This window comes from Halopseudomonas yangmingensis, assembly GCF_900114825.1.
Lineage (GTDB): Bacteria > Pseudomonadota > Gammaproteobacteria > Pseudomonadales > Pseudomonadaceae > Halopseudomonas > Halopseudomonas yangmingensis.
On record NZ_FOUI01000002.1, the window covers coordinates 44,698 to 59,647 of the forward strand.

16 protein-coding genes are annotated in these 14,950 nt (G+C 63.2%); 9 read left to right on the top strand and 7 right to left on the bottom strand.

Features of this window, described 5'->3' with window-relative positions; genetic code table 11:
- The first annotated feature begins 112 nt into the window (after nucleotides 1–112).
- Both upp and BMZ23_RS02475 read left to right on the top strand, forming a co-directional pair.
- Nucleotides 113–754 carry a uracil phosphoribosyltransferase gene (upp, locus tag BMZ23_RS02470; RefSeq protein ID WP_093472274.1) on the top strand — a complete coding sequence of 214 codons (642 nt, stop codon included), beginning with the start codon at nucleotides 113–115 and terminating at the stop codon, nucleotides 752–754.
- Nucleotides 754–1,998: a uracil-xanthine permease family protein gene (locus BMZ23_RS02475; protein ID WP_093472277.1), complete on the top strand. Its 1,245-nt coding sequence runs from the start codon at nucleotides 754–756 to the stop codon at nucleotides 1,996–1,998. The genes upp and BMZ23_RS02475 overlap by 1 nt, the downstream gene beginning before the upstream one ends.
- Here BMZ23_RS02475 and BMZ23_RS02480 read toward each other — a convergent pair.
- The 7 genes from BMZ23_RS02480 to BMZ23_RS02510 form a co-directional block, all read right to left on the bottom strand.
- Nucleotides 1,995–2,378, bottom strand: coding sequence for a type IV pilin protein (locus tag BMZ23_RS02480; protein ID WP_093472280.1), 384 nt, complete (start codon nucleotides 2,376–2,378; stop codon nucleotides 1,995–1,997). The two genes, BMZ23_RS02475 and BMZ23_RS02480, sit on opposite strands and share 4 nt — an antisense overlap.
- On the bottom strand, nucleotides 2,375–4,246 hold the full coding sequence (locus tag BMZ23_RS02485) for a pilus assembly protein (RefSeq protein WP_093472282.1): 1,872 nt from the start codon (nucleotides 4,244–4,246) through the stop codon (nucleotides 2,375–2,377). The genes BMZ23_RS02480 and BMZ23_RS02485 overlap by 4 nt, the downstream gene beginning before the upstream one ends.
- Nucleotides 4,227–4,694: a hypothetical protein gene (locus BMZ23_RS02490; protein WP_093472285.1), complete on the bottom strand. Its 468-nt coding sequence runs from the start codon at nucleotides 4,692–4,694 to the stop codon at nucleotides 4,227–4,229. Before BMZ23_RS02490 ends, BMZ23_RS02485 begins: the two co-directional genes overlap by 20 nt.
- Nucleotides 4,681–5,487 carry a PilW family protein gene (locus BMZ23_RS02495; protein WP_177197204.1) on the bottom strand — a complete coding sequence of 269 codons (807 nt, stop codon included), beginning with the start codon at nucleotides 5,485–5,487 and terminating at the stop codon, nucleotides 4,681–4,683. The genes BMZ23_RS02490 and BMZ23_RS02495 overlap by 14 nt, the downstream gene beginning before the upstream one ends.
- The gene (gene pilV, locus BMZ23_RS02500) at nucleotides 5,462–5,917 is read right to left on the bottom strand and encodes a type IV pilus modification protein PilV (RefSeq protein ID WP_093472289.1); all 456 of its coding nucleotides are present in this window, start codon (nucleotides 5,915–5,917) and stop codon (nucleotides 5,462–5,464) included. Before pilV ends, BMZ23_RS02495 begins: the two co-directional genes overlap by 26 nt.
- 176 nt (nucleotides 5,918–6,093) lie before the next feature.
- A complete protein-coding gene (hemH, locus tag BMZ23_RS02505) occupies nucleotides 6,094–7,116 on the bottom strand; it encodes a ferrochelatase (RefSeq protein WP_093472291.1) in 1,023 nt (340 codons plus the stop codon).
- An 18-nt stretch (nucleotides 7,117–7,134) separates the two neighbouring features.
- Nucleotides 7,135–8,034 carry a TIGR01777 family oxidoreductase gene (locus tag BMZ23_RS02510; RefSeq protein ID WP_093472294.1) on the bottom strand — a complete coding sequence of 300 codons (900 nt, stop codon included), beginning with the start codon at nucleotides 8,032–8,034 and terminating at the stop codon, nucleotides 7,135–7,137.
- A 165-nt stretch (nucleotides 8,035–8,199) separates the two neighbouring features.
- Here BMZ23_RS02510 and BMZ23_RS02515 point away from each other — a divergent pair, with 165 nt between their 5' ends.
- From BMZ23_RS02515 to BMZ23_RS02545, 7 genes are all read left to right on the top strand, one after another.
- On the top strand, nucleotides 8,200–9,186 hold the full coding sequence (locus BMZ23_RS02515) for an NAD(P)/FAD-dependent oxidoreductase (RefSeq protein ID WP_093473099.1): 987 nt from the start codon (nucleotides 8,200–8,202) through the stop codon (nucleotides 9,184–9,186).
- 111 nt (nucleotides 9,187–9,297) lie between these two features.
- A complete protein-coding gene (locus BMZ23_RS02520; protein WP_093472297.1) occupies nucleotides 9,298–10,260 on the top strand; it encodes a YbgA family protein in 963 nt (320 codons plus the stop codon).
- 36 nt (nucleotides 10,261–10,296) lie between these two features.
- Nucleotides 10,297–11,718: a deoxyribodipyrimidine photo-lyase gene (phrB, locus tag BMZ23_RS02525; protein WP_093473102.1), complete on the top strand. Its 1,422-nt coding sequence runs from the start codon at nucleotides 10,297–10,299 to the stop codon at nucleotides 11,716–11,718.
- On the top strand, nucleotides 11,715–12,143 hold the full coding sequence (locus BMZ23_RS02530) for a nuclear transport factor 2 family protein (protein WP_093472300.1): 429 nt from the start codon (nucleotides 11,715–11,717) through the stop codon (nucleotides 12,141–12,143). Before phrB ends, BMZ23_RS02530 begins: the two co-directional genes overlap by 4 nt.
- Entirely contained in the window at nucleotides 12,140–12,913 is a 774-nt protein-coding gene (locus BMZ23_RS02535; protein WP_093472303.1) for an SDR family NAD(P)-dependent oxidoreductase, read from the top strand. The genes BMZ23_RS02530 and BMZ23_RS02535 overlap by 4 nt, the downstream gene beginning before the upstream one ends.
- Complete coding sequence (locus BMZ23_RS02540; protein WP_093472306.1) at nucleotides 12,913–14,160, top strand: NAD(P)/FAD-dependent oxidoreductase; 1,248 nt, start codon at nucleotides 12,913–12,915, stop codon at nucleotides 14,158–14,160. Before BMZ23_RS02535 ends, BMZ23_RS02540 begins: the two co-directional genes overlap by 1 nt.
- Complete coding sequence (locus BMZ23_RS02545; protein WP_093472309.1) at nucleotides 14,160–14,948, top strand: DUF1365 domain-containing protein; 789 nt, start codon at nucleotides 14,160–14,162, stop codon at nucleotides 14,946–14,948. Before BMZ23_RS02540 ends, BMZ23_RS02545 begins: the two co-directional genes overlap by 1 nt.
- The last annotated feature ends 2 nt before the right edge of the window (nucleotides 14,949–14,950 follow it).

The following is a 14,950-nucleotide window of genomic DNA, read 5'->3' on the forward strand; positions in this document are numbered from 1 at the left end:
GCGCAAAAGCAAGTTTTGCACGGCTTTGCCGACGAACTGGCGGGTGACCGCACCCCCTTTGCTGGTTTACCCTATGCCGGTTTTGTCTGCCGCCCGCACGAGAGCCGCCACCATGAATGTCCAGGAAATCCGTCATCCGCTTATCCGCCACAAACTCGGCCTGATGCGTCGTTCAGACATCAGCACCAAAAACTTCCGCGAACTGGCCCAGGAAGTCGCTGCACTTCTGACCTACGAAGCCACCAAGGACATGCCGGTGGAAACCCACAGCATCGACGGCTGGTGCGGCAAGGTCGAGGTGGAAAAGCTCTCCGGCAAGAAAGTTACCGTGGTGCCTATCCTGCGAGCGGGTCTGGGCATGCTCGATGGCGTGCTGAGTCTGGTGCCAAGCGCCAAGGTCAGCGTGATCGGCCTGGCCCGCAACGAGGAAACCCTCGAAGCCGATACCTATCTGGAGAAGCTGGTCGGCGAGATGAACCAGCGTATGGCGCTGATCATTGATCCGATGCTGGCCACCGGCGGTTCCATGATTGCCACTATCGACATGCTGAAAAAAGCCGGTGCCCGCGAAATTCGCGCACTGGTACTGGTCGCTGCGCCCGAGGGTATCCAGCGGGTCAACCAGGCGCATCCGGATGTACAGATTATCACCGCCTCGGTGGACCAGCGGCTGAATGAGCACGGTTACATCATTCCCGGCCTTGGCGATGCCGGCGACAAGATTTTCGGCACCAAGCAGAAGGACGTCCACTGATGCAGGACCTCGACACCCGCGGCTGGCGTGGCGCGCTGGCCGGTTCGCAAATGCTGTTTGTCGCCTTCGGCGCACTGGTGCTGATGCCGCTGATTACCGGTATGGACCCCAGTGTGGCGCTGTTTACTGCCGGTATCGGCACGCTGATTTTCCAGTTCACCACCCAGCGCCAGGTGCCGATCTTCCTCGCCTCCAGTTTTGCCTTCATTGCACCGATTCTCTACAGCAACCAGACCTGGGGGCTACCCGCCACCCTTGGCGGTCTGCTGGCCGCCGGCATGGTCTACATCCTGCTGAGCATCACAGTGCACCTGCGTGGCCCCGGCTTTATCCAGCGCCTGCTGCCGCCGGTAGTGGTTGGCCCGGTCATCATGGTGATCGGTCTGGGGCTGGCCTCGGTGGCAGTCAACATGGCAATGGGCAAAAGCGGCGACGGCAGCACCCAACTGATCGACTATCACCTGGCGATCCTGATTGCCATGGCGTCACTGATCACCACCATTGTGGTTGCCGTGTTCGCCAAGGGTCTGTTCCGTCTGGTCCCCATCCTGGCTGGCATTCTGGTGGGCTACACGCTGTCCTGGCTGCTTGGTGTGGTGGATTTCTCCAGCGTCAACGAAGCCAGCTGGGTATCGGTGCCCGGCTTCGTGACACCTGAATTCAAGCTGGCGGCCATCCTGTTCATGATTCCGGTCGCCATTGCCCCGGCCATCGAGCATATCGGTGATGTGCTGGCAATCGGCTCGGTCACCGGCAAGGATTACATCCGCAAACCCGGCCTGCAGCGCACCCTGCTGGGTGATGGTCTGGCCACCTCGGCAGCCGCCATGCTCGGCGGCCCGCCGAACACCACCTATTCGGAAGTCACCGGCGCGGTGATGCTGACCCGCAATTTCAATCCCAACGTGATGATCTGGGCCGCCGTGATTGCCATGGTGCTGGCCTTTGTCAGCAAGTTCGGGGCGATTTTGCTGAGCATGCCGGTACCGGTAATGGGTGGCATCCTGTGCCTGCTGTTCGGCTCTATTGCGGTGGTCGGCATGAACACCCTGATCCGCCACCAGATCGACCTGTCGCAACCACGCAACCTGTGCATCGTTTCGGTGACCCTGGTGTTCGGCATCGGTGGCATGGTGGTCGGCAGCGGCGACTTCACCCTGCAGGGCATCAGCCTCTGTGGCGTTGTGGCTATCCTGCTGAATCTGGTTCTGCCGCAGGGCGCTGCGACTGAGCAATCGCACTAATGTAGCCAGCAGCCCGGCAATCCGGGCTGCCGTTGCCCCAGGTGATCCAGACTGAACGGGCCGCAGCGGTCACCCTGCATACGACCCTGCGGCTCGGCCAGCAGGCGGTAGCCAGCGGGGTCCACTTCCAGGCTCAGGCGATAACTGCCTGAGTCCAGCACACCCAACTGCAACGCCTGTAGCCCCTCGCGGCGGTATTCGCCATGGCGCAGGCGGCCCTGCTCCAGCCACCAGGCATTGTCCTGCAAACGGGTAAGCATGTCGGCCCGTTGTGCGCGCCGCAGGTGCTCGTCGTAGCTGGGCCAGGCAATGGCGCAGACAATCGCTATAACAGCCAGCACCAGCAGCATTTCGATCAGACTGAAACCGGCCTGCCTCATAACAGTTGTCGCCACTGCAAACGCTGCCAGCGGCAACTGTCGGGCAACTCCAGCAGTTGCTGGCCGCCGAGCTGTCGCAACAACAGCGGCGTTGCCGGCTGGCAAGCAGGCAGGCGACCCGAGGGCCGGGTGGATGACGCCAACGGCGTGCCCGCAGCCACCGGTAACAGCCGGTGATGGGCCGGCGTTCCGGTCGCTTGCAGCAAGGCGGCTGCCGAGTCACTGCCGGCAGTCAACACGCCCGGCAACACCCCGCCACTCCAGCCGTCCAGCAACCAGACCCAGTCCTGCCCGCTGCACCCGTCAAGGCCCATCTGCCGGGTTTGCAGCAGCAGTCGATGCCCCTGCAGCTGCGGGGTCTGCACCAGCTTCTCGGCGCGTCCGCCAACCACCGGCAGGTTCAATTGCCAGCCACGCCGGGATGACCAGTCCAGCAGCTGCTGTTCTATGTGGCGCACACCACCCTGGTCACTCAGCACCTGCGGCTGTAGCTGGCTGCGCTGCAACGGCCCCTCACCCGGTTTGTCCCAGATACCGAAGACCGACTGCGGGGTTGCGTCGTCAAAGTCCGCCGCTTCCAGCCAGCGGCCGGTACCAAACAGCAACATATGCCCGCCATGCGGGTGCGGCAAGACTTGCGCCGCCTGGGTTATCGGCTGTTCCCTGCCGGCAGCAAACAGTGGCTGGCCGGCAAAGGCAACATGCCATTGGGCGCTATCCCCGGCGAGTTCGAAACGCCACAGGTTGCCGTGCAGATCGCCGGCCCAGGCCGCCTGCAGCTGACCCTGCGCATCCAGCAGCAATTGCGGCGCAGCCAGACCGTTGTCGCCGGCACGCCCCACCGGCAGTTGCCGGATCAGCTCACCCGTGGCGGCGTCGGCAATTATCAGCATGGCCTGACCATCGCGACTGCCAAAACCGTTGCCGGTGATCAACAGCGCCCGGCTGCCGTGCCAGGCTATCCGTGGTGCTGTGTGTATGTGGCCGACCGACTCCCAGCCCTCACGCTGCGGATGGCCTTCCCAGAGTGGCGCCGGTCGTGCCCCGAGGGATGCATCAAAGAGCCGTAACACAAAGAGCCCCTTGCCGCCGGCGCCAGCACTGCCGACCACCAGCGTATGCCAGATGCCACCCAGTGGCAGATCGACCTGCATCAGCTCACCCTCGATGCCCGCTATTGCCTGATGAGTAACGACCGCCTGTGCCCTTTCCATCAGACGTGCCTGCTGGCTGGCCGGCAGAAAGGTCTGCCAGACGTCTCCGGCAGTGAGCACGCCCTGATTGCCCGCCGAGAACGCCCACAACAAGCCATGCCCATCACCAGCCAGCACCAGCGCGGGAAAGTTTTCACGCTGGCGCTGCCAGTCCGCGTCATCCGGCGATCCAGGCAGGCTTGCCGGAATCTTTGGATGGACCAGCAACAGGCTTCGGCCAACCAGTACACCCGGTCGGGACAACGCGGGCAAGTCGGCTTGCGGTTCACCACGCAGCCAGTCAAGCAGCTCCGGTATCGGCCTGCCGGTATCCTCACCCGAGGCGCGAACCGGCCACAGGTGCAATTGGTCGGCTGACAGCGGCGGCAGATCGCTGCTGTGCCACAGCTCGCCGCCGATGCCACCCTCATCGTTCAAGGCAATAGCCGTCAGCCGGCCTCGTCCTGCCGACGGGTCGCTCTGTACTGTCAACTGCACTGCGTCGGCGGCAAGCAAGCCTGGCTGCAGTGGCAGGCTGCCCGTCTCCAGCATGCCTGCGCAGGCATCCGCCATGCCGTGCAGCAGGCTAACCGGCTGATGGGCCAGAACGGCTGTCGATGCCAACAGACACAGCGACAATTGCCATCGCATCAGTTTATTGACGTATACGTGCATGCTGCACCTCCAGCAGACTGCGGCTGTTGCCGCTGATGCCCAGCGCCTGCAGCCGGTAGATGTCGGCACCTGCGCCGCCAATCATGGCTTCACCCTCGGGGATGATCCGCCAGGCCATACGCTGGGTTCCCTCGACACGGCTCTGCCAGTCACCGGCATCCTGCAGCCAGGCCCACAGATCGGTGGCATCCAGGCTTGCCAACTGTGCTGACAAGCCAGTTGCCGGTTGCCCGTCCGCCATCGGCTCCGGCGCATCGGAGTGCACCTGCCGTTTCGCCAGCATCAATGCCTGTTCGGCGGCCAGCAGACTCAGTCGCTGCAGTTGCAAATTGGTTGCGGCACGCTGTTGCAACAAGGCCGAATGCATCGCCACACTGCCGCCTGCCCCCAGCATCAACAGCATCATCAAAGTCATCAGCAGTGCCGCGCCGCGCTCACGGGGTGTCATGTTCAGCCTCCTGGGCGGCATTGCGCAGTGCGGTTACCAGTACATGCCGCTGGGCTGCGGCTCCCGGCTGGGGCCCGGGCGGTGCCTGCAGTGACAATTGCACACGGACGCTGTGCGGTAAGGCCGTAGACGCCAGTGCCGGGTGATATTCGGGATGGCCGCCGGCAGCGCCGACAACACCAAAGTCCACGGCAAAATCTGCCACCCCCTCAATCAGGCTGACCGGCGTTCCGGCGCCATTGATACGCACCTGCAAATCAGACCCCTGCCAGCGATATTCCAGTTGCCGCAGCGCCATTACCCAGTCCCCGGGCGCGACCGCCAGACGACCACCCCCCTTGTGCTGATCCAGCCACTGCTGTTGGCCACGACAGTCTGTCACCACCACCCAGCGCGCGGCATGCTCGGCAGTACCGGCGCTGCCTTGCAGCGGGCCGGCCTGGTTTACCGCCAGCGTCAGCAGCGACAGCCGCAAGGGTGGCCCAGGGTCCAGGTTGACGGGTTGCAGTAATTGCTCACGAAGATTTTGCGGGAGCGTGGGCAGGTGCAGGCAGCCCGGACTGGCTGTCATGCGTAACTCGCCAGCCAGGCGCTGCAGGACAAATCGCGCATCCTCCTGCATGCGTGCCGACTCCTGCTGCAGACGCAGCGACTGACTGCCACCCGGCAGCAACTGCACAGCGGCCATCAGCAGCCCCACGCTGAGCAGCATGGCCACCATCAGTTCGACCAGGCTGAAGCCGCGATTGGCAGGGCAGGTAAAAGGGTCAGGGAGAGAGCAAGGTTCGGGCATGGAGTTCCATCTCCGGTTCATCGGTATGCAGGCGCCGGGCAGACCAGCTCAGGTCTGACTGCAGGTAACCATCATCCACCTGCACGCGTAATCGGGCATGGGGAAGGCGGCAGGTCACAGCCTCGGTTAGATCGGCCAGATCCTGGAGCAGTCGCGCTCCATGCACTGTGGCGTGCTGGCAAGGGCCGGAAATATCAAAGCGGTAATCGGACTGCTGCCGGGGATTGGCGCGAACCCGCTCGCTGGCGTCCAGCATGATCAGGCTTGCCTGCGCGGCATGGCCGGCGGCCTCGGTCTGGCGCAGTGCAGTCAGTTGCATGGCCGCCACGCCCAGTACGCCGAGGCACAGCACCAGCAGGGCAACCAGCGCTTCAATCAGACTGGCGCCGGATGAACGGCCGGCAAATAATGGAAAGACGGCGGGCAGCATGGCTCGACTCCGGTTGAAATCGGGCTTCCGACTGCGGTACGACACGGAAAGCACAAGGGGTTCTGTTCGCCAGGAACACGAACATCAATCAACCGGCGTCGACAATTACCCTAGTCGGCGCAAAAAAAACCGGCAAGCCTCAATGCAGCCTGCCGGTGTGTTTTGTGACGCAGCACTCAGGCCTGGGCAGGCTCGGTGCGACACCAGTCGGCCAGCGTCTCTACCCAGCGTGGGTGATCGTTCAGACAGGGCACCAGCACCAGTTCCTCGCCGCCGGCTTCGATAAACTGCTCGCGGGCGCGGTCGCCGATTTCCTCAAGGGTCTCAATACAGTCAGCCACAAAGGCCGGGCACATCACCAGCAGGCGCTTGACCCCCTGGGCGGCCAGCTCGTCGATGCGTGACTCGGTGTAGGGTTCGATCCACTTGTCGCGGCCCAGCCGTGACTGGAAAGCCTGCGACCACTGGTCATCGCGCAACCCCATCCGCTCGGCAAAGGCCTTGCTGACTGCCGTGCACTGAGCACGGTAACAGGTGGCATGGGCTGGCGAGGGACGCTCGCAGCAGTCGGCACTGGCCAGACAGTGACAGCCGGTCGGGTCAGCCTTGCGCAGATGCCGCTCGGGCAAGCCGTGGTAGCTCATCAACAGATGATCAAAACCCTGCGCCAGATGCGGCTCGGCACTGGCCACCAGGGCGTCCAGGTAACCGGGGCGATTGTAGAAGGCCGGAACCACGGTCAGACGGATTTTCAGGCCATGCTTGCTGATCACCCGTTCGGCCTCGCGCACCGAGGTGGTTATGGTGCTGTCGGCATGTTGCGGATACTGCGGCATGAACAGCACCTCGCGTACACCCGGACGCTGCGCCAGCGCCAGCAGGCCGCGTTCGATGGACGGCTCGCCATAACGCATGGCCAGTTCAACCGGCATGTCGAGTTGCTGTTGCAATGCCTGCTGAACCCCGCGACTGATCACCACCAGTGGCGAGCCTTCCTCCCACCAGATCGACCGGTAGGCTTCTGCCGAGGCCTTTGGTCGACGGATCAGAATCAGTGCCACCAGCAGGCGACGCAGTGGCCAGGGCAGATCTACCACGCACGGGTCCATCAGAAACTGGTTCAGATAGCGGCGCACATCGGCCACTTCGGTACTGGCCGGAGACCCCAGATTGACCAGCAATACCGCCCTGTCAGACATGCACAGACTCCCTTGGTTTCAGTGTTTTTTCAGTACGGACGCCAGTGCGGCATCCAGATCGCTGTAATGGAATTGATAGCCGGCCTGCTGCAGACGCGCGGGCAGCACCCGTTGCCCGGTCAGCAGCAGCCGGGACATTTCTCCCAACGCCAGCTTCAACAGCGGCGCCGGCAGAGGCAAGACGGCGGGTCGATGCAACTGCTTGCCCAGGGTGCGGGCAAACTCGCGACTGCTTGCCGGGTTGGCCGCGCTGGCATTGTATGGACCGCGGCACTCGGGATTGTCCAGCAGAAAGCGGATGATGCCCAGCATGTCATCAATATGAACCCAGGACAGATATTGCTGGCCGTTACCAATCGGGCCACCCAGCCCCATCCTGAAAGGTGGCAACAAGCGCTTGAGAAAACCGCCGTTCGGCGCCAGTACCAGGCCGGTTCGCAGCAGACAAACGCGGATACCATAGGATCCGGCACGACGGGCAGCAGCTTCCCAGGCATCACAGAGCATGTGTGTGTATTCACCGTGCGGGGAACTGGTTTCATCCACCACTTGCTCGCCCTTGTCACCGTACCAGCCGACTGCCGAACCGCTGACCAGGACAGACGGACGCTGCTCGCGCTTGCCCAGCCAGTCCACCAACTGCTCCGTCAGTGTGACCCGGCTGTTCCACAACTCGCGCTTGCGTGCCTCGCTCCAGCGTGCATCGGCAATGGGCGCACCGGCCAGATTGATCACCGCATCCAGAGGCTCGCGGTCAAGTTCTGCCAACTGGCTGACACCGCGTACTCCGGTCCCGCACAACCCGGCCACCTTGGCTGGCTGCCGGCTGAGCACCACCAATTGATGTCCCTGTGCCGACAGTTGCCGACACAGCGCGCGGCCAATCAGGCCCGTACCGCCAGTCAATAATATGTTCATGTTCGACTCCTCCCGTCCATGGTGAAACCGGGACTGCGACAGGCAGTCCTGCACTCCTTCATTGTCGACCCCAGACGAACGAGAGGCAATGCTCTTGCCGCCTTGCATGGGACGCGCGAATCGGCAATGCTATACAGACCACAGCACATGTACAAGTTGATATCCATGCCCAACACACTTTCCATTGCCATCATCGGTGCCGGCCTTGCCGGCATCAGTGCCGCCCGCCACCTGAGCGAAGCCGGGCACCAGGTCCAGCTGTTCGACAAGAGTCGTGGCAGTGGTGGCCGCCTCAGCAGCAAGCGCACCGAGTTCGGCGATCTGGACATCGGCGCCCAGTACTTCACCGCCCGCGAACCGGGCTTTCGCCGCGAACTGAAACGCTGGCTGGAAGCCGGCTGGGTGGCAGACTGGGAACCGCAGTTGTACCTTTACGAGAAGGGTCAACTACGCCCCTCCGAGGACGACCAGCAGCGTTTTATCGGCATGCCGCGCATGACCGGCCTCAGCCGCCAGTTGCTGGAAGGCCTTTCGCTGACCAGCAGTTGCCGCATCCAGCGGCTGCGCCGTGATGAGCCACACTGGTGGCTTGAGGATGATCAAGGCTCTGAGCACGGCCCCTTTGACCGGGTTGTGGTCGCTGCGCCGGCGCCTCAGGCTGCCGCCTTGCTGGAACCTGCAGTGCAACTGGCTCAGGCTGCCGCTCGCATCAACATGCTGCCCTGCTGGGCGGTTGCACTGGTGTTTGAACAGCCGCTGGACACCCCGGTGCAGGCCTGTTTTGTACGTGACGGCGCGCTGGACTGGATCTCCCGCAACAGCAGCAAGGCCGGGCGCAAGGGGCCAGACAGCTGGGTGATCCATGCCTCGACCGACTGGAGCGCTGCGCATGTGGATGACAGCCCGCTACAGGTGATCGCTGCGGTGCAACAGGCACTGGCGCAGATACTGGGTTGCGATCTACCGGAACCCGTGTTCAGCCATGCGCACCGCTGGCTGTACGCCCGCCCGGCCGAGGATTGCCAGTGGGGCGCGCTGGCTGCACCCGAATTGGGCCTGTATGCCTGCGGCGACTGGTGTCTGGGCGGTCGCGTGGAAAATGCCTGGCTGAGTGGCAGGCAGGTTGCACGGGCTCTGATGGGCGCTGGTTGAATCTCTCGGGCTTACAAAATATGTACACAAAATTACGCTTGTACAATTAAAGCACTGGTGTACACTCTTTCTTGTACGAAAACGTTTTCGTGTACAAGAGAGGTGTACAGCATGCACAGCCCGCAACCTGAATTGATCCCAGTCGGCATCAGCCAGTGCCTGATCGGCGACCCGGTGCGCTTCAATGCCGGGCACAAGCATTCCACCCTGTGCACCGGCGACCTTGGACGACTGTTCCAGCTGGTGCCCTTCTGCCCGGAAATGGCCATCGGTCTCGGCACGCCGCGCCAAACCCTGCGTCTGGTCGGTGACCCGCAGGCCCCCGAAGTACGCGGCAGCCGCAATCCCGAGCTGGAAGTAACAGAACCGCTGCAGGCCTACGGCCGCGAGGTAGCTGCGCAAAACAGCCAGCTGTGCGGCTTTATCGTCATGCAGAAATCACCCAGCTGCGGCATGGAGCGGGTCAAGGTGTATGGCGACAACGGCTATCCGGTCCCCGGCGGCGGTCGCGGCGCCTTCACCGCCAGCCTGATGCGCAGCAATCCACTGTTGCCGGTGGAGGAAGAGGGCCGTTTGCATGATCCGGTGCTGCGCGAGAATTTCGTCACCCGGGTGATTGTCTACCACCGCTGGCAACAGCTGTGCCAGACCGGCCTGAGCGCCGCCGCGCTGCTCGACTTTCACAGCCGCCACAAGTATCTGCTGCTGGCGCATCACCAGTCGGCCTACCGCGAGCTTGGACGGCTGTTGGCAAAACTCGACAACAGCTGCCTTGACAGCCTCGGCCAGCGCTACTTCAGTCAGTTGATGCAGGCACTGGCCAAGCCCGCTCACCGTGGCAGCCACGGCAATGTGCTGATGCACATGGCCGGTTACTTCCGCAAACAATTGAGCCAGCCGGAGCGCAGTGAACTGGTACGCATCATCAAGCATTATCGAGAAGGCCATCTGCCTTTGGTGGTACCGATCACCCTGCTGCAGCACCACCTGCTGCGCTTCCCGCAGCCCTACCTGGCCGGCCAGGTCTACCTGCAACCGCATCCACTGGAGATGAGTCTGCGCAATGCCCTGTAACGGCAGCGTGCGACAAGGAGAATCGGGATGAACCGCGTGCAACTCTGCTGGCTGCGCAATGATCTGCGCAGCCATGACAACAAGGCTCTGAGTCGCGCCCGCGAACAGGGGCCGGTGGTGGCTGTATGGCTGGTCAGCGAGCAGACCTGGCGCGAGCATCTGGATGCGCCGATGAAAATCGACTTCTGGCTGCGCAACCTGGCCAGCCTGCAACAGCGCCTGCAGCAACGGGGCATACCACTGCGCATCCTGCACTGCCCGCGCTGGCAGGACGCCGCCGATTGCCTGTTGCAGCTGGCCGGCGAACTGCAGGCCGCCGGCCTGCATTTCAATGCTGAATACGGCATCCATGAACAGCAGCGCGATGATGCCTGCCTGATTGCCTTCCGTCAGGCCGGGCTGCAGGCAGACAGTTACCACGACCAACTACTGTTTCCGCCGGGCAGTCTGCTGACCCGCAGCGGCAGCATGTTCAAGGTTTACAGCCAGTTCCGCAAACTGGCGATAGCCACCCTGCACCAGCGCTTGCCGCGCTGTCTGGCCGAACCCGAGCCGCAGCCGCCGCTGGCGATCAGCAGCGATGCGATCCCGCAGCTGCCCGGGCTGGCCGATGCCAGTGCGTTACAGCGGCAACTCTGGCCAGCCGGCGAGGCCGCCGCACAGCAACGCCTGCAGCAGTTCTGCGAGGACAGCCTGCACGCCTACAGCGAGCAACGTGACCGCCCCGATCTGGATGGCACCAGCCGCCTGTCGCCCTATCTGGCCAGCGGCGTGATTTCCGTGCGCCAGTGCCTGCACGCTGCCATGCGCTGCAACCAGGGTGAGCTGGACAGCGGCAATCGGGGCGTCCAGACCTGGGTCAACGAGCTGCTCTGGCGCGAGTTCTACAAGCACATTCTGGTTGCCTACCCACATGTTTCCCGGCACCGCGCCTTTCGCCCGGAGACCGAGGCCGTGGCCTGGCGCAACGACCCGAAGGCACTCGAAGCCTGGCAGCAGGGGCGTACCGGATATCCGATCATTGATGCAGCGATGCGCCAGTTGCTCGCTACCGGCTGGATGCACAACCGCCTGCGCATGCTTAGTGCGATGTTCCTGACCAAGAACCTGCTGATCGACTGGCGCGAGGGCGAGCGCTGGTTTATGCAGCACCTGATTGATGGCGATCTGGCGGCGAATAACGGCGGCTGGCAGTGGAGCGCCTCGACCGGCACCGATGCCGCGCCCTACTTCCGCATCTTCAACCCAGTCACCCAGGCACAGAAGTTTGACCCCAATGGTGATTTCATTCGCCATTGGCTGCCGGAACTGGCCAGCCGTCCGACCAGCCTGATCCATCAGCCGCTGCCAGCTGCCGACCTGTTCGGCGCCAGCGACTATCCACCACCGCTGGTCGAGTTGAGCGCCTCGCGCCAGCGGGCACTGGATGCCTTCAAGAACCTTGGAGAAACCCGATGAGCAGGGAACATCTGCAAGCCTTCTGCAGCGGTTTTGCCGCGCTGAATGCCGGCAACCTCGGCCAGCTCGGCCAGCTCTATCACAGCGACATGGAGTTCCGTGACCCGCTGCACCAGTTGTACGGCCTGCAGGCGATGCACGACTACTGCGCCAACCTGTACCAGAACGTCAGCAGCCTGAATTTCCGCTTCCACCAGCAGGACATGCTCGACGAGCAACGTGGCGTACTGCGCTGGACCATGCGTTTCAGCCATCCGCGTCTGGCCGGTGGCCAACCGGTAGAGGTCGAGGGTTGCAGCTTTATCTGGCTGCGCGACGGCAAGGTTTACCGGCATATCGACTATTACGATGCCGGCGCCCTGCTCTACGAACATATCCCGCTGCTCGGCCGGATTATTGGCTGGCTGAAACGGAGGCTGGCATGAGCACACCCCTGCGCATCTGGCTGACCGGCGCCTCCAGCGGCATCGGCCTTGAACTGGCACGCCAGCTGGCTGCTGCCGGCCATCAGCTGGCACTCAGCGCCCGGCGCGCCGAACCGCTGCAACAACTGGCGGAGCAATATCCCGGACAACTGTTGGTGCTGCCCGCCGACCTGACCGATGCTGCCAGCCTGCAACGCGCGGCGCACGACATTGGCGCACACTGGGGCGCGCTGGACTGGCTGATCCTGAATGCCGGCTGCTGTGAGTATGTCGAGGTCGATGAGTTTGACCCGGCACTGTTCCGTCGGGTGATGGATACCAACCTGCACGGCAATGTCGAGTGCATTGCTGCCGCCCTGCCGCTGCTGCGCCAGGGCAATCAGCCGCGACTGGCCGCAGTCGGTAGCAGCGTGACCTTCTGCCCGCTGCCGCGCGCCGAGGCCTATGGTGCGTCCAAGGCCGCGCTGCGCTACCTGCTGCAATCGCTGGAACTGGATCTGGCCCAGTGGGGCATTGGCGTCAGCCTGATCAGCCCGGGCTTTGTCGACACGCCGATGACCGCCGTCAACGACTTTCCGATGCCGATGCGCATCGACGGCCAGAGCGCCGCCCGCCGCATCATCCGTGGCCTTGAGCGCGGTCAGCGGGAAATCCGCTTCCCCTGGCTGTTCACCCTGTTCCTGCGGCTGCTCGGCAACCTGCCGAACGGTCTGCGTTTTGCCCTTACCCGTGGACTGGCCCGACCGGCCAGCAACAAGGAGTCGTCCTGATGCGTATTGCCATTGTCGGCAGCGGTATTTCCGGCCTGGTCTGTGCCTGGCTGCTGAATCGCCAGCACGAGATTACTGTTTTCGAAGCCAGCGACTGGATTGGCGGCCATACGCACACCGTGGATATCGAACTGCAGGGCCGCCAGTATGCGGTGGATACCGGTTTTATCGTGTTCAACGACTGGACCTACCCGAACTTCATTCGCCTGCTGGATCAGCTCGGGGTCGACTCGCAGCCGACCGAAATGAGCTTTTCAGTACACGACCCGAAATCCGGCCTGGAATACAACGGCAACAACCTCAACAGCCTGTTTGCCCAGCGCAGCAACCTGCTGTCGCCGGGCTTTCTCGGCATGCTGCGGGATATCCTGCGCTTCAACCGCGAAGCCACCAACGAGCTGCAACAGGGCCAGATCGCCGCCGATATCACCCTCGGCGAATACCTCGCCCGTGGCGGCTACGGCCAGCGCTTTATCGACCACTACATCATCCCCATGGGCTCGGCGATCTGGTCAATGTCGCTGACACAAATGCTCAGCTTTCCGCTGGAATTCTTTGTGCGCTTCTTCCGCAACCACGGCCTGCTGTCGGTGAATGACCGGCCGCAATGGCGTGTGGTACGGGGTGGCTCGCGCAGCTACGTCAAGCCGCTGACCGCCAGCTTTGCCAAACGAATCCGCCTGCAGTGCCCGGTCACCTCGATCCGCCGCGATGCCGAGGGTGTGACCCTGGTCAGCGCCGCCGGCGAGGAGCGCTTTGACCAGGTGGTGCTGGCCTGCCACAGCGACCAGGCGCTGGCGCTGCTGGAGCAGCCGACCGATGCCGAACGCAGCATTCTCGGCGCCATCGGCTACGCTGACAACGAGGTGGTTATGCACACCGACACCCGGCTGCTGCCCACCCGCAAACTGGCCTGGGCCAGCTGGAATTACCGACTTGGCAATGACCCGGCTCGACCGGCAGCGGTGACCTACAACATGAATATCCTGCAGGGGCTGGCCGCCCCGCAAACCCTCTGCGTGAGTCTCAACCAGACCGAAGCGATTGATCCAAAGACCATTCTCGGACGCTTCACTTACGCCCACCCCCAGTTCAGTCTGGCCGGCATGGCCGCGCAGGCACGCTGGCGCGAGCTGCTGGGGGCCAACCGCACCTGGTACTGCGGCGCCTGGTGGGCCAACGGCTTCCATGAGGACGGCGTGGTCAGCGCACTGCGCGTGGCCTCGGCCTTTGGCGAGGAGCTCTGATGAACAGTGCCCTGTACAGCGGCTGGGTCAGGCATCGCCGGTTTGCGCCCAAGGCGCATGACTTTCGCTACCGACTGACCCTGCTCTGGCTGGACCTTGCGGAAATGCCCGAGGCCTTCAGCCAGAGCCGTCTGCTGTCGACCCGGCGCGGCTCGCCGATGCGTTTCCGCGAAGGCGACTACCTGGGCAAGCACCGCCAGCCTGGCGAAGGCCTGGCTGACTGCGCACGACGTCTGGTGCAGGAACAACTGCAGATCGACATTGACGGCCAGATCTGCCTGCTGACCCAGGTACGCAGCTTCGGCCTGCTATTCAATCCGCTGTCACTGCTGTATTGCCACGACCGTGATGGCCGCCTGCAGGCGATCATCGCCGAGGTCAGCAATACGCCCTGGCTGGAACGCTACGCCTATGTGCTGCGTTGCGACCAGACACAGGATAAACAGCACTTCCGCCTGCCCAAGGATTTCCATGTATCGCCGTTCCTGCCGCTGGCAGTGGAATACCGCATGCACTTCACTCGCCCCGCCGAGCAGATGCTGGTGCATATCGAGGACTGGCAGGGCGATGACAAACTGTTTGACGCCACCCTGACCCTGCAGCGCGAGCCACTCAGTCGCAGCCAGCTGCGCCGCCATTGCCTGAGCTTTCCGTTCATGGTGGCCAAGAGTGTTGGCGGCATCTACTGGCAGGCCCTGCGCCTGCTGATCAAACGCATTCCGCTGTTCGACCATGGCCCGCAGCTGCGTGACCGCTCGGCAGCCGACCCGCATTCAGCCAAGGAGTAAAG

Bases quoted from the DNA above. Each gene is read 5' to 3' on its own strand.
- BMZ23_RS02475 (WP_093472277.1), top strand. From the start codon at position 754: ATGCAGGACCTCGACACCCGCGGCTGGCGTGGCGCGCTGGCCGGTTCG.
- pilV (WP_093472289.1), bottom strand. From the start codon at position 5,917: ATGCTGCCCGCCGTCTTTCCATTATTTGCCGGCCGTTCATCCGGCGCC.
- BMZ23_RS02515 (WP_093473099.1), top strand. From the start codon at position 8,200: ATGCCCAACACACTTTCCATTGCCATCATCGGTGCCGGCCTTGCCGGC.
- BMZ23_RS02495 (WP_177197204.1), bottom strand. From the start codon at position 5,487: ATGCCCGAACCTTGCTCTCTCCCTGACCCTTTTACCTGCCCTGCCAAT.
- BMZ23_RS02510 (WP_093472294.1), bottom strand. From the start codon at position 8,034: ATGAACATATTATTGACTGGCGGTACGGGCCTGATTGGCCGCGCGCTG.
- BMZ23_RS02535 (WP_093472303.1), top strand. From the start codon at position 12,140: ATGAGCACACCCCTGCGCATCTGGCTGACCGGCGCCTCCAGCGGCATC.
- BMZ23_RS02520 (WP_093472297.1), top strand. From the start codon at position 9,298: ATGCACAGCCCGCAACCTGAATTGATCCCAGTCGGCATCAGCCAGTGC.
- hemH (WP_093472291.1), bottom strand. From the start codon at position 7,116: ATGTCTGACAGGGCGGTATTGCTGGTCAATCTGGGGTCTCCGGCCAGT.
- BMZ23_RS02540 (WP_093472306.1), top strand. From the start codon at position 12,913: ATGCGTATTGCCATTGTCGGCAGCGGTATTTCCGGCCTGGTCTGTGCC.
- upp (WP_093472274.1), top strand. From the start codon at position 113: ATGAATGTCCAGGAAATCCGTCATCCGCTTATCCGCCACAAACTCGGC.
- BMZ23_RS02490 (WP_093472285.1), bottom strand. From the start codon at position 4,694: ATGACACCCCGTGAGCGCGGCGCGGCACTGCTGATGACTTTGATGATG.
- BMZ23_RS02545 (WP_093472309.1), top strand. From the start codon at position 14,160: ATGAACAGTGCCCTGTACAGCGGCTGGGTCAGGCATCGCCGGTTTGCG.
- BMZ23_RS02485 (WP_093472282.1), bottom strand. From the start codon at position 4,246: ATGCACGTATACGTCAATAAACTGATGCGATGGCAATTGTCGCTGTGT.
- BMZ23_RS02480 (WP_093472280.1), bottom strand. From the start codon at position 2,378: ATGAGGCAGGCCGGTTTCAGTCTGATCGAAATGCTGCTGGTGCTGGCT.
- BMZ23_RS02530 (WP_093472300.1), top strand. From the start codon at position 11,715: ATGAGCAGGGAACATCTGCAAGCCTTCTGCAGCGGTTTTGCCGCGCTG.